This is a genomic window from Clostridium sp. Marseille-Q2269 (genome assembly GCF_943736985.1).
GTDB lineage: Bacteria > Bacillota > Clostridia > Clostridiales > Clostridiaceae > Clostridium_F.
On record NZ_CALSFS010000001.1, the window covers coordinates 69,207 to 83,484 of the forward strand.

General features: G+C 28.0%; 14 protein-coding genes, 1 pseudogene and 1 riboswitch. All 15 genes and pseudogenes read left to right on the plus strand.

Annotated elements, in window-relative coordinates; all coding sequences use genetic code 11:
* The first annotated feature begins 2 nt into the window (after nt 1-2).
* The 15 genes and pseudogenes from spoIIIAE to recN all read left to right on the plus strand — a co-directional run bounded on the left by spoIIIAE (nt 3) and on the right by recN (nt 14,074).
* A complete protein-coding gene (gene spoIIIAE / locus NGI68_RS00290) occupies nt 3-1,187 on the plus strand; it encodes a stage III sporulation protein AE (RefSeq protein WP_251859486.1) in 1,185 nt (394 codons plus the stop codon).
* Nucleotides 1,188-1,229: 42 nt separating this feature from the next.
* Nucleotides 1,230-1,820, plus strand: a complete 591-nt coding sequence (gene spoIIIAF, locus NGI68_RS00295) for a stage III sporulation protein AF (RefSeq protein WP_251859487.1) — start codon at nt 1,230-1,232, stop codon at nt 1,818-1,820.
* A gap of 149 nt (nt 1,821-1,969) precedes the next feature.
* A complete protein-coding gene (gene spoIIIAG, locus NGI68_RS00300) occupies nt 1,970-2,566 on the plus strand; it encodes a stage III sporulation protein AG (protein ID WP_251859488.1) in 597 nt (198 codons plus the stop codon).
* Between the two features lie 61 nt (nt 2,567-2,627).
* Nucleotides 2,628-3,152, plus strand: a complete 525-nt coding sequence (locus tag NGI68_RS00305; protein WP_251859489.1) for a SpoIIIAH-like family protein — start codon at nt 2,628-2,630, stop codon at nt 3,150-3,152.
* 81 nt (nt 3,153-3,233) lie between these two features.
* Complete coding sequence (locus NGI68_RS00310; protein ID WP_251859490.1) at nt 3,234-3,629, plus strand: Asp23/Gls24 family envelope stress response protein; 396 nt, start codon at nt 3,234-3,236, stop codon at nt 3,627-3,629.
* A 138-nt stretch (nt 3,630-3,767) separates the two neighbouring features.
* Entirely contained in the window at nt 3,768-4,199 is a 432-nt protein-coding gene (gene nusB, locus NGI68_RS00315; RefSeq protein ID WP_251859491.1) for a transcription antitermination factor NusB, read from the plus strand.
* Between the two features lie 71 nt (nt 4,200-4,270).
* Entirely contained in the window at nt 4,271-5,470 is a 1,200-nt protein-coding gene (gene xseA / locus NGI68_RS00320; RefSeq protein WP_251859492.1) for an exodeoxyribonuclease VII large subunit, read from the plus strand.
* Between the two features lie 242 nt (nt 5,471-5,712).
* Nucleotides 5,713-5,928 carry an exodeoxyribonuclease VII small subunit gene (locus NGI68_RS00325; RefSeq protein ID WP_251859493.1) on the plus strand — a complete coding sequence of 72 codons (216 nt, stop codon included), beginning with the start codon at nt 5,713-5,715 and terminating at the stop codon, nt 5,926-5,928.
* Between the two features lie 26 nt (nt 5,929-5,954).
* Nucleotides 5,955-6,828, plus strand: a pseudogene (locus NGI68_RS00330) (polyprenyl synthetase family protein).
* A gap of 867 nt (nt 6,829-7,695) precedes the next feature.
* The gene (locus NGI68_RS00335) at nt 7,696-8,253 is read left to right on the plus strand and encodes a hypothetical protein (RefSeq protein WP_251859494.1); all 558 of its coding nucleotides are present in this window, start codon (nt 7,696-7,698) and stop codon (nt 8,251-8,253) included.
* A 51-nt stretch (nt 8,254-8,304) separates the two neighbouring features.
* Nucleotides 8,305-10,170, plus strand: a complete 1,866-nt coding sequence (gene dxs, locus NGI68_RS00340) for a 1-deoxy-D-xylulose-5-phosphate synthase (protein WP_251859495.1) — start codon at nt 8,305-8,307, stop codon at nt 10,168-10,170.
* A gap of 21 nt (nt 10,171-10,191) precedes the next feature.
* Nucleotides 10,192-11,016, plus strand: coding sequence for a TlyA family RNA methyltransferase (locus NGI68_RS00345; RefSeq protein WP_251859496.1), 825 nt, complete (start codon nt 10,192-10,194; stop codon nt 11,014-11,016).
* Nucleotides 11,017-11,053: 37 nt separating this feature from the next.
* The gene (locus tag NGI68_RS00350; protein WP_251859497.1) at nt 11,054-11,896 is read left to right on the plus strand and encodes an NAD(+)/NADH kinase; all 843 of its coding nucleotides are present in this window, start codon (nt 11,054-11,056) and stop codon (nt 11,894-11,896) included.
* Between the two features lies 1 nt (nt 11,897).
* A complete protein-coding gene (locus tag NGI68_RS00355; RefSeq protein WP_251859498.1) occupies nt 11,898-12,350 on the plus strand; it encodes an arginine repressor in 453 nt (150 codons plus the stop codon).
* A gap of 14 nt (nt 12,351-12,364) precedes the next feature.
* Nucleotides 12,365-14,074, plus strand: a complete 1,710-nt coding sequence (gene recN, locus NGI68_RS00360; protein ID WP_251859499.1) for a DNA repair protein RecN — start codon at nt 12,365-12,367, stop codon at nt 14,072-14,074.
* 63 nt (nt 14,075-14,137) lie between these two features.
* A riboswitch (SAM riboswitch) is annotated at nt 14,138-14,243 on the plus strand.
* The last annotated feature ends 35 nt before the right edge of the window (nt 14,244-14,278 follow it).

Below are 14,278 nucleotides of genomic sequence, written 5' to 3' on the forward strand. Positions count from 1 at the left end.
AAATGAAAAAAAATTTAAATACTGTTTTATTAACATTTTTGTTTGTGATTATGTTAGGTTTCAATGTACAAGCTGCACCTAGTCAGGTACAATCCACACCTAGCCAGCATAATGAAATAAAAGAAGAAAATCAACAAATAGAAAAACTATATGATTATATATCCAATATGAAAAATCAATATGAAATATTAAAAGATATAAATGCAAAAGATTATGTTAAAAATTTTATGGAAAAGGGAGAAAGTCATATTTCTGTAAAAAAAGCAGCAAAAGCTATAACTACATATGTATTTAAAGAAATAGCGGCTTCCTTAAAATTAATTGGGCTTCTTATTATGGTGGCTATAATATGTGCTTTATTGAATAATTTACAAAAGGCTTTTAGTAATGAAACTTTATCAGATATAGCTTATTTTGCCTGTTATGCATTAATAATAATAATACTAGCTAGAAGTTTTTATTTAGGTGTTGATATAGCTAGAGACACTATAAATAAAATGACAGATTTCATGATGGCTTTAATACCTATTTTAATAATGCTTATAGCATCTATAGGAGGTATTGTAGAAGCCACTATGTTAGATCCTATAATCATAGGAACTATAAATATAAGTGCAAATATATTTTCCAGATTTATAATTCCATTAATATGCATGACATTTGTTTTGCAATTTGTAAATAATTTATCAGAGGATTATAAGATAAACAAACTAACAAAATTATTAAATCAAGTAGCCCTCTGGACTCAAGGAATTGTAATGACTGTATTTGTTGGTATAGTTACTATAAGAGGTATAACTTCTAAGGCTATGGATCAGGTTACTGTTAAAACTGCCAAATATGCTGTGGATAATTTTGTACCTGTGGTAGGAAAATGCCTATCTGATGCTATTTCTACTGTGGCTGGCTATTCATTACTTTTAAAAAACTCTATAAGCAGTCTAGGACTTATAGTAATAGTAGCCATGCTTTTGGTACCTGTTATAAAGCTTTTAATAATGGCTTTTATGTATAAAATGGCAGCAGCTTTAATAGAACCTATAAGTGATAGTAGACTTGTAAATTCTATAGGTGCTGCAGGAGATTCATTAATACTCATACTGTCTTGTTTAATATGTGTGTCTGTTATGTTCTTTATAATGATAGCTATAATGGCTTCGGCAGGAAAGGTTTTTATGGGTTCTTAATTTAAAATATAAAATATAACGTTATAAAGGGGTGATTATATTTTGCTCCAATGGCTAAAAGAATGGATAACTAATATAGCTGTAGCAGTGTTCTTTATAACTGCAATAGAGATGCTTTTACCTAAAAATAACATAAAAAAATATGGAAAGTTTGTTTTAGGATTAATATTAATAACTGTAATACTGAATCCAATAATAAAGATATTTAATAAAGAGTATAATATATCTCAGTATGCGGAAAAGGCAACAGCTTCTTTTGATAATATAGAATACAAAAATGATTTTGATAAATATAAAAAAAAGAATAAAGAAGAAACTTTAAATAATTTTAAGAATAATCTTCAAAATCAAACTAAGAAGAAATTAGAAGAGAAGTTTCCAAATAATAAATATGAGGTAAAAGTAAAAATCCATTATGATGAAGGCAAAAACAATCTAGAAATAAAGGCAATGGATGTAGGGGTAAAAGATAATAAAATAGAAAAAATTAAAAAAGTAAGCAAAATAAATATAGGCAACAATGGAAATGAAAAAGATGATAAAGATACCTTTGAAGGTGAAGGAAGGATAAAACAATTTATAAGCAATGAATTTAAGGTATCCTCTAATGTAATAAAAGTATATAAAATATGATTTAAAAGATATTAATATGTAACAGTATATCTGCTTTAGTATAAGTTATAAACATTTATTTTTATATATCGTATTTTATATATAAAATGAACTTAGCTTAAAATAATAATCCACTAGAATTAAATCATTATGATTTAGGAGGAGATTTTATGGATATAAAAGATTTGATTAAAAAATTGAAAACTAATCCCAAGAATAATAAGAAGAATATGAACATATTAATAGTAGTATTAGTTGGAGTATTATTTTTAATTGCAGGTAGTACTTTTAAAAAAGATAATGTTATGAGTAAAAATGAAAATCCTAAAAATAAACAAAGTCAGGAAGAAAAAATAGAAATAGAGAATGAAAATTATGAAAAAGAAACACAAAATAGATTGAAAACCACTTTAGAGAAAATAGATGGTGTAGGTAAAGTAGAAGTTATGATAACATTTGAAAGTGGAGAAGAAAAAGTGCCAGCTGTTAATATAAATAATTCAACTAATAAAAGTGTTGAGAAAGATACGGAGGGAGGTACGAGAGATACTACCCAGGAAAATGAAGGAAGTTCAGTAGTTATAACTAATAATGGTGACAAAACGCAACCTCTTATAGTAAAAGAATATAAACCTAAAATTACAGGGGTATGCATAGTGGCAGAAGGAGCAGAGAATAATATAACTAAATTAAGAATATCAAAAGCGGTAGTAGATTTATTTTCATTGGCAGAAAATAAAGTAAATGTATATCCTATGAAAAAATAGTATATTAATTAAATATTAAGCATATAATTTTGTAGAATTATAATTTGGGGGGAATGAAACCATGAATAAAAAACAAGGAGTTATAATTGTAACTTTATTAGCACTCATAATTTGTACAGGAGTGCTTGCAACAAAACTAAACAGTCCACTTTATGTAAATGGAAATGATGAAGGAAGTACTGTTTCTTTTAACAATACTTCTAAAAACTCAAACAAGACAGAAAATAAAGAAAACAGCAAGACAGATTTCTTTGCGGAAACAAAACTTACTAGAGATCAAAAAGCAGCTCAAACACTACAAACATTAAAATCTTTAATAGATGATAAGAATGTTCCAAAAGAAGATAAAGAGGAAGCCACTGCTAAGTATACTAAATTAGCTATGGATTCAAATTATGAATCAAAAATAGAATCTGTATTAAAGAGTAAAGGATTTGACGATGTTATATGCTCTATAGAAAATGATAAGGCTAGAGTTGTAGTAAAAGGAAAAGATAAATTAACAGATAAAGAAACAAGAGATATAAAAAATGTAGTAATGAGTATATCAAATATACAAGAAGTAGAAATCGAAACTAAACAATAATAATTGTAAAAACATATACCTTTTGATATAATAAACCTAAGATTACGTTTTGCATAGCTCAAAACTTAGGAGGTACGGAAAATGGAAGAAAATACTAAGAATGAAATTGACATGGGCATAGTTAAAATATCTGATGAAGTAGTAGGTGTTATAGCAGGACTGGCAGCCACTGAAATAGATGGTATTGTAGGAATGAGCTCAGGAGTAGTTGGAGGAATTACTCAAATACTTAAAGGGAAGAAAAATATTTCTAAAGGTGTAAAGGTGAATGTAGGAGAAGAAAGTGCATCTATAGACTTATATGTAGTTGTAGAGTATGGTGTTAAAATTCCTGAAGTAGCTCAAAAAGTTCAAGAAGATGTTAAAAGATCAGTAGAAACTATGACAGGTCTTACTGTATCCTCAGTTAATATTCATGTTCAAAATGTTATGATACCTAAAATAGATAAAGAATTAGAGGATATTGATTTAGAATAATAAATAATTACACCCTCTGTGATAGAGGGTGTTTCTATGTGAAGAATCAATATTTATAATAATATAAAAAAGTATAAATAATAGTAACAGTTAAAGCTAAAAATTATAAAAGTAAATATAGAAACTAGGGAGGAAAATATGAATAGAAGAAAATCAAGAGAAGCTGCCATGAAATTAGTATTTCAAACAACTTTAAATGGAGAAAATTTAGAGGAAGCTTTAGAAAATTTAAAAGATGTTAGAGATTCTGAGGGAAATGGAAAAGAAAGAGATAATGAATCTATTGATTTAAAAGATGTAGATATAAATTATGTTAAAAGAATAATAGAAGGAATAGAAGAAAACAAAGAAAAAATAGATGAAAAAATAAAAAACAATTTAAAAAATTGGAAAATAGAAAGATTATCTAAAGTAGATTTATCTATACTTAGATTATGTACATATGAGTTGAAATTTGAAGAAGATATTCCTAATAAGGTATCCGTAAATGAAGCTATAGAATTAGCTAAAAAATATTCAGGAGAAAAATCCGCAACTTTTATAAATGGTGTACTAGGTAAAATGATTTAAATTTAATAAATATTAAAAAAAGTGAAGAGCGTAGCTTTTCACTTTTAATATTAATAAAAAGGAAGATGTTTATGCATATTAAAACTCTTACGGTTTCTCAATTAAATAGATATGTAAAAAATACCTTAGATTCTGATTTTATACTAAATAATGCCTCTGTTAAAGGAGAAATATCAAATCTTAAACTTCATAGCAGTGGACACATTTATTTCTCTTTAAAGGATGGAGAAAGTAAAATAAATTGTGTAATGTTTAAAAGTTATGCATATAATTTAAAATTTGTTCCAGAAAATGGTATAGATGTGGTTGTACAAGGAAATATATCTGTATATGAAAAAGAAGGCTCTTATCAATTATATGTGAAAGAAATTAAAAGAGAGGGCATAGGAGACTTATATATAGCTTTTGAAAAATTAAAAGAAAAACTTAATGAAGAAGGTCTTTTTAGTGATATACACAAAAAAGAAATACCTAGATTCCCCCAAAAAATAGGAGTAATAACATCCCCTACAGGTGCAGCTATAAGAGATATAATAAATGTAAGTAGAAGAAGAAATAAAGGAATAGAATTACTTATATACCCAGCTTTAGTACAAGGTACTGGTGCCAGTAAGACGCTTATAGAAGGCATTAAAGAATTAAATAAGATTGAAGATATAGATATAATAATATTAGCTCGAGGGGGAGGTTCTATAGAAGAATTATGGGAGTTTAATAATGAAGAACTAGCTTATGCAGTGTATGATTCTAAAAAGCCTATAATAACGGCAATAGGTCATGAAACTGATTTTACCATTGTAGATTTTGTAAGCGATAAAAGAGCTTCTACACCATCTGCAGCTGCAGAAATAGCTGTTTTTAATACAGAAAGTTTAATAAAAGAGATTTTAAATTATAATCAAACCTTAGAAAATTATATGAAAAATATAATAAGAGAAAAAAGAAATTATATAAATCTATATAAAGGGAAAATAGAATCTTATAGCCCTAATAATATAATAGTAAATGAATATAAGAATATAGATAATTTAAAAGAGTTATTGAATATGAAAATAGAAGGCAAATTAAACAAACAAAAAAATAACTTATCAAGATTATCTTCTCTACTAGAAGCACATAATCCATTAAATATATTAAAAAAAGGGTATGCTTTGGTAGAAGATGAAAAAAACAATTTGATAACAGAAAAAGAAAGTTTGAAACAATTAAATAAAATAAATATTACATTTAAGGATGGTAAGGCAGAGTTAAATATTAAATATATAGAATAACTTTTAAGAAAATTTTTTGTTGAGTTATAAATATTATAATCAAAAGAACTAAAAATTGCTTAAGAATTTTTTAAAAATACATCAATTTAAATTAGATAAGTGTTATTATTCAATTTGGATAATATATCTTAATAAGTATATTTTATTTACAATAGGTAATTTAAATTTTAAAATTGCATAACTAAAATTAATAATTTAGAAATTATGTAACTATAAATAATAAACTAAATTAGGAGGTAAATATGGGAAGGAAAAAGGAATCATTTGAAAATATGCTTGAAAAATTAGAAAATATAGTAGTCAGTATGGATAACGGAGAAATAACCCTAGAAGATTCTATGAAAAGTTATGAAGAAGGAATAAAACTGTGCAATAAGTTATATAAAGTATTAAAAGATGCTGAAGGTAAAATAAAGGTCTTAGAAGATAATAAAGAAGAAGAATTTAAAGATCTTTAAAATTCATATTAAGGATAGGTGAACTTATGGATAAAATAAAAAAAATAGGGGAAGAAATAGAGGTATGGTTAAAAGAATATTTAACAAATAAAGGAAATTATCAAAAAATTATATATGATGCCATGTTGTATAGTTTAGAAGCTGGTGGAAAAAGAATAAGACCAGTATTATTTTTAAATACTTATAGTTTATATAAAGAGGATTATAAAGATGCTATGCCTTTAGCTGCTGCCATAGAAATGATACATACTTATTCTTTAATACATGATGACCTGCCAGCTATGGATAATGATGATTTGAGAAGAGGAAAACCTACAAACCATAAAGTTTTTGGAGAAGCTTATAGCTATCCTTGCTGGAGATGCACTTTTAAATGAAGCTATGAATATAATGTTTAATTATTCATTAAAAAATGGAAAGGATGCTTTAAAAGCATGTGGTACTATATCAAAAGCCGCGGGAGTAGATGGTATGATCGGGGGGCAGGTAGTAGATATATTAAGTGAAAATAAATCTATACCTGTGAATGAACTCTATTATATGCATAAGAAAAAGACAGGTGCTCTTATAAAAGCATCTATAATATCTGGAGCTATATTAGGATCTGCTAATACTAATGATATAGAAGTTTTAGGACAATATGGAGAAAATTTAGGATTAGCATTTCAAATAAAAGATGATATATTAGATATAGAAGGAGACACTACTGTTTTAGGTAAAAAGGCCAAAAGTGATGAAAGTAATAATAAAACTACTTTTGTTAAAGTTTATGGTATTGATAAGTGTAAGGAGCTTTGCACAGACATAACAAAAAAATCTTTTGATAATTTGAATAAAATAGAGAAAAACACAGATAATTTAAAAGAAATCACTATGTTTTTATTAAATAGAAACTATTAATATTAATAAAGCTTTAAATTAATTTAAATAAAAAAATAATTATATGCAATAAATATTTTTCTATGATATAATAAAAAATGCTTTATACACAAAATTAATATTTTTAGATTAGAAATGCAATCTTTTATTTTGAAAGTATATATAGATAAAGGTGGTGCAGTATTCTAGTCAGGTAAGTATATCTTGAAGGCGGGGCTAAAAATCCGCTAAAGGGCACATCGATGAAGCTCTTGGTGCTGGCTTGCGACGCCCAGTTGTGGGCTGGTGCTGGGAGAAAGAAGGCTGGGGCAACCACAAAGGCATGTGGCAATTGACCCTACCTTCGTGGAGGCCATTGATTGTGGATAGGGAGAGATTCCCTATGTACGACAATGGATTAAACCTGCATGTGGCGATGAGTTATGTGCAGTGTAGCCTGCCTTGAGTGGTGGGGGGAGAGGTTAATTTAAATCCAAAGGTTAGGCCAAACCTTTGGGCTAATAATTGCTGAAACCTCCATTGCAAAAGAGGCTAGAGATATACCCAACTGTTGAGGAAATCTCCTAGACTGTTCTATACGAGGTATATTAGGGATTACAGTGCGGACTAAGTGGCAATCCAGTCCTATTTCTGGTGACAGGGTAGGTAGAACATTAAAGGGAAACCGTCAAAATGGCGACATTTTGATTGTTTTACGGGAAATCCTACTGGACCTAAGCCGCAAGGTTTACTTAATATACTACCACCTTTAAAAATTACATATTAAAACATACATTAATGGAGAATATTTTTAATAATTATGGTTTAGTAACATTTTAGGTTATATAAACATAATTTTAATGATTAGTATAAAATCATTAAATACTTAGTTTTATGGAGGAATTGTAATTGGGAAATAAAAAAGATAATAAGAAGAGTGACTCCAAGGTCAATGTAAAGTGGATATTAACCATTGTTGCATGGTCTGTTATTTTTTCAGGGAGTATATCTCTTATGTCAGATGTGCTACTAGATAAAGTAAACTTATTAGTAGCTTTTATTATATTAATTTTTATTATATTAATTGGTATAATATTTGATATAATAGGAGTTGCAGTAACTGCAGCCAATGAAACGCCTTTTCATGCAAAAGCCGCCAATAAAGTTCCAGGGGCTAGGTTAGCAGTAATTTTTATTAGAAACGCAGAAAAGGTATCAAGCTTTTGTAATGATGTTATAGGAGATGTTTGCGGCATTGTAAGTGGATCTATAGGTATAATAATAACAAGCAAAATATTATCTTCAAATTCCACTTTAAATTCCACAATGATAACTACAGGAATAGGTGTTACTATAGGAGCTTTAACTATAGGGGGAAAAGCTTTAGGTAAAGGTGTTGCTATAAAAAATAGCAATGACATATTAGAGAAAGTTACAAGATTAATATATTTTTTTAAAAGAAGATAAAAACAGATGAAATTGCAAGGTTAATATATTTTTAAAAGAGGATAGATGAAAATGAAAAACATATTAGATGAATATAAAGATTTCAATACTATAAAATCTATGTCTATAAGAGAATTAAATCAATTTTCATATGAAATAAGAGAATTTTTAATAGATAGTGTATCTAAAACAGGAGGACATTTAGCTTCTAATTTAGGGGTGGTAGAACTTACTTTAAGTATATTTAATGTATTCGATTTAAATAGGGATAAAATTATTTGGGATGTAGGACATCAAGCCTATGTATACAAGATATTGACGGGAAGAAAAGATCAGTTCCATACATTAAGACAATATGGTGGATTAAGTGGCTTCCCTAAAAGATGCGAGAGCCCTTATGATGTGTTTGAAACAGGACATAGTAGTACTTCTATATCTGCTGCGCTTGGAATAGCAAGAGCTCGAGATATAAAAGGAGAAGATAATAAGGTTATAGCTGTAATAGGAGATGGAGCATTAACTGGTGGCATGGCCTTTGAAGCATTAAATGATATAGGATTTAATAAAACAGATCTTATTATAATCTTAAATGATAACCAAATGTCCATAGCAGAAAACGTAGGTGGAATGTCTAGTTATTTAAGCAAAGTTAGATTAGATCCCACCTATAATAAATTAAAAAAAGAAGTTAATAATACTTTAAATAAAATACCAAACGTAGGTAAAGGGATGGCTCGCTCATTGGAAAAAATAAAAAATGGTATAAAACAAATGATTGTGTCAGGCATGTTTTTTGAAAACTTAGGAATAAAATATTTAGGACCTATAGATGGGCACGATATAAAAGAATTAAGTAAAGTGATGAAAATGGCACAAAATATAAAAGGGCCAGTATTAATACATACTATAACAAAAAAAGGAAAAGGGTATGCTTATGCAGAAGAACAGCCAGATAAGTTTCATGGTATAGGACCTTTTGATTGTAATAGTGGTAAAGTAAGCTCTAAGGCATGTTTAACTTATTCAGGAGTATTTGGACAAGAATTAACCAATTTAGCTCAAAAAGATAAAAGAATAGTAGCTATAACTGCTGCTATGAAAGATGGTACTGGTCTTAGAAAATTTGGACAGAAATTCCCAGAAAGATTTTTTGATGTAGGCATAGCAGAACAACATGCAGTAACTTTAGCTGCAGGTATAGCAACAGAAGGATTAAAACCGGTTTTTGCTGTTTATTCCACATTTCTTCAAAGGGCTTATGATCAATTACTACATGATATATGTATACAAAACTTACCTGTAGTTTTTGCTATAGATAGAGCAGGTATAGTAGGTAGTGATGGAGAAACTCATCAAGGAATTTTTGATTTATCTTATTTATCATGTCTTCCTAATATGACTATAATGGCACCTAAATGCTTAGAAGAAATGGGAATAATGTTAAAATGGTCATTAAGTCAAGATTCTCCTGTAGCTATAAGATATCCTAGAGGGGGAGATGTAAAATCTTTAGAGATGACTCCTATAAAAAATATAGAAAAAGGTAAATGGGAAATAATTTCTGAAGAAGAAGGAGATATAGTTATAATAGCAACTGGAAAAATGGTTCAGCATGCTATTATAGCAAGAGAAAAATTAAATGAATGTGGTATAAAATCTACGATTGTAAATGCTAATTTTATAAAACCTATAGATAAGGAATTAATAAAAAACTTTGTAAAAAAAGGATATAAGATAGTAACTGTAGAAGATAATGTAATAAAAGGTGGTTTTGGCTCTTTAGTTCTTCAATATGTAAGTGAATTAAAGACTCATAATATTGTTTTAAATTTGGGCTTTAAGGATAAATTTGTGCCTCATGGCAGCACGGATATATTGTATAAAATGGAACAATTGGATCCAGAAGGTATTGTTAAAAATATAGTAAAGATTGTATAATATTATATGAAGGAGTTAATTATGGCAGAAAAGAAAGAACGATTAGATTTGCTTTTGGTTAAAAAAGGTATTTTTCAATCTAGAGAAAGAGCAAAAGCTAGTATAATGGCAGGAGAAATATTTATAGATGGTAATAGAGTAGATAAATGTGGAGAAAAAATAAAAGAAAGTGCTAATATAGATTTTAGAGGAGAAAAATTACCTTATGTAAGTCGAGGAGGGTTAAAGCTAGAAAAATCCATAAAAAATTTTTCTATAGATTTAAAAGATAAGGTATGTTTGGATATAGGAGCATCTACAGGAGGCTTTACAGACTGTATGCTTCAAAATGGAGCAAGAAAGGTCTTTGCTATAGATGTAGGATATGGCCAATTTGCTTGGAAGCTTAGAGTAGATCCTAGAGTAGTTTGCATGGAAAGAACTAATGTGAGATATGTGACGCTTGAAGATTTAGGTGAAAAAGCTAATTTTGCAAGTATAGATGTATCTTTTATATCTCTTACATTGGTATTGCCTGTGGTAAAGGAGTTATTAGACGAAAAGGGTCAAATAATGGCTCTTATAAAACCTCAATTTGAAGCAGGAAGAGAAAAAGTAGGTAAGAAGGGCGTAGTAAGAGAGAGTAGTATTCATAAAGAAGTAATAGATAAGATAGTTAAATTTGCACAAAAAAATGCTTTGAATATATTAAATTTAGACTTTTCGCCTATAAAAGGGCCTGAAGGAAATATAGAATACCTTATATATATGACAAAGGATAAAGAATTAAATACAGATTTTAAAGATGATTATGTGGATTACATAGTAAATAAAGCTCATAATAATTTAAATAATGGTAATAAATAAATTTAAAAATCATAAATAATTTGAATGGTGATAAATTATGAAAAATATTGGTATAAATATAAATACAGATAAAGATATAAGTAGAGACATTTTAGACAAAATTTTTCAATATATACACGATGAATCCAAGGATGCTAATATAAAGGTCTTTTATGATTCTAAAGATTTAGATAAGGAAGAAAGTAAATTATTAGATGCTGTTATTGTACTAGGTGGAGATGGTACTATTTTAGGTACAGCTAGAGCTTTAGCTAAATACGAAGTACCTATGTTTGGAATTAATAGAGGGCATTTAGGTTTCTTAGCAGAAATAGAATTAGAAGATTGTAAAAAAGCTATAAAAAAGCTATTTAAAGGACAATATAAGATAGAAGATAGAATAATGCTAAAATGTGATCTAAAGAAAATAAATGAAGAAGACTTTTTGGCATTAAATGATATAGTTCTTACAAAAGGTAATCTGTCAAGAATAGTAAAATATAGTATATATGTAGATGATGTATGGTATACAACTTTTGTAGCAGATGGAGTTATTGTAGCTACACCTACAGGGTCTACTGCTTATTCTTTGTCTGGTGGAGGACCAATAGTATATCCAGATCTAGATGTGCTAGAGGTTACACCTATTTGTCCTCATTCTTTAGGAATTAGACCTTTAATATTAAATGGTAACAGTAAAATAAATATAAAGGTACTTAAAAGATATGAGGATCCTGTACTTACAATAGATGGCCAAAGATACAAAAAAGTAACGGTAGATGAGGTTACTATAAGCAAATCTAAATATAAATGTAAACTTATAAAATTTCAAAAAGGAAATTATTTTGAAATTTTAAGAACTAAAATATCTTATAGATCTAGAGAATGTGAAGGTGAATAATATGAAGGTTTCAAGACATGCTAAAATTTTAGAAATAATAAATTCTAAGGATATAGATACTCAAGAAGAATTAGCAGAAGAATTAAAAAAGATGGGGATGAATGTTACTCAAGCTACAGTTTCAAGAGATATAAAAGAGCTTAAGTTAATAAAAGTTTTATCTAATACAGGTAAGTATAAATATGCTACTATAAATCATACAGATAGCTATATGTCAGATAAGCTTATTAATATTTTTGCACAAACAGTAATAAGTGTAGAAAATATAGATAAATTTATAATAATAAAAACTATATCAGGTTCAGCTCCAGCAGCAGGTGAAGCTATAGACTCATTAGGATTTGATGGTATAGCAGGCACTATAGCAGGTGATAATACTATAATGGCTATTACTAGAACTAATGAAAAAGCTGAAGAAATAACTTCCAAATTAAGAAAAATTACTACTACATAAAAGGGGGATTTTGAATGCTCCTTCAACTTAATATAAAGAATTTTGCTCTTATAGAAGAATTATCTATATCTTTTGATAAAGGATTTAATGTACTTACAGGTGAAACTGGAGCTGGTAAGTCTATTCTCATAGATGCTATAAGTTACGTTTTAGGTGGTAAATTTAATAGAGATCTCATAAGAACTGGAGAAAATAAAACCTATGTTGAAGCAATATTTTCTATTGAGAATGAAAGTACAGAGAGAATACTTAAGGATGAAAGTATAAATTTTGAAGATATATTAATAATAAGCAGGGAAACTTTTCAATATGGTAAAAGTATAGCAAAAGTAAATGGTAAAAGTGTTTTGTTGTCTAATTTAAAAGAAATAACAAGTACTTTACTAGATATTCATGGGCAACATGAGAATCAAAATCTTTTAAGTGTAGAAAATCATATAAATTATTTAGACTATTTTAGCGAAAAACAATTGTACTCTGTTATGACTAAATATAAAGATGAGTATTCGAACTTTTTAAATATAAAAAATAAAATAAAAGAATTGTCTGGTGGAAATGAGTTTGAAAGAGAAAAGTTAATGGATTTTTTAAAATACCAGATTAAAGAAATAGGGAATGCTAATTTAAAAGAAAAAGAAGAAGAAGACTTAGATAGTAGATTTGTAGAACTTTCAAATTCAGAGAAAATTAGCAAGGTACTTAATAATAGTTATAGTGTATTATATGGAGGAATAGAAGAAAGTTCTTCAGTTTTTGATAGTTTAGGATATGTTATAAGAGAGATGGAGTCTATTAGTAATATAGATAAAGTCACTTCCATATGTGAGACCCTAAAGGATGCTTATTATATCGTAGAAGAATCTATAAGAAATATAGGGAATATAAAAGATAATGTATATTACGATGAGAATGAGCTGGATCGTATAAATAGCAGGCTTTTTCAAATATCTGCCCTTAAGAAAAAATATGGTACAACCATAAAAGAGATTATAGAATATAAAAATAAAATACAAACTCAGTATGAAAATATGGTAAATTCTCAAGAAATAATAGAAAGTTTAAACAATGATAAAAAGAACGTATTAAAGAATTTAGAAGAGATAGCCTTAAAATTGCACAATATAAGAATTAAATATGCAGAAGAGTTAGAAAAAAGAATAAAAGAAGAATTGAGTTATGTAGGTCTTTCTAAAACTAGATTTAAGATTAATGTGGATTTAGTATCTAGTTTTTTTAAAAATGGCTGTGATAAGATAGAATTTTTTGTTTCTACTAATCCAGGGGAACCTTTAAAACCTTTAGACAAGGTCGTGTCTGGAGGAGAACTTTCAAGGATAATGTTAGCTTTAAAAACTGTATTTGTAGATAAAGATAAGATACCTTCAGTTATATTTGATGAAATAGATACAGGTATAAGTGGAGTAGTGGCACAAAGCGTGGGAGAAAAAATGTACTCTATATCTCATGGTCGTCAAGTATTTTGTATAACTCATTTACCCCAGATAGCTTGTATGTCTGATAATCATTATTATATACATAAAGAAGTTTTAGAAGATAAAACTTATACAAAAGTTACAAAATTAAGTAAAGAAGATAAAGAAATAGAAATAGGAAAAATGATAGGAGGATCAAATCTTACAGACATAACTCTCCAAAATTCAAGAGAAATAATAAAGATAGCAGATAATAAAAAAGAAGAAATATTAAAAAAATTTTCAAAATAGTATTGACAAAAAAATAAATAAGTTTATAATAAATTTTAAAGATGTTTGAAAATTAAATATGAACTCTTATCAAGAGTGGCGGAGGGATCAGGCCCTGTGAAGCCCGGCAACAGCTAGTAAGATCTAGAAATGTGCTAATTCCTGCAGTGAATTCACTGAGAGATGAGGGAGTAAAGTTACCATATTTTAATATTTGTAACTAAT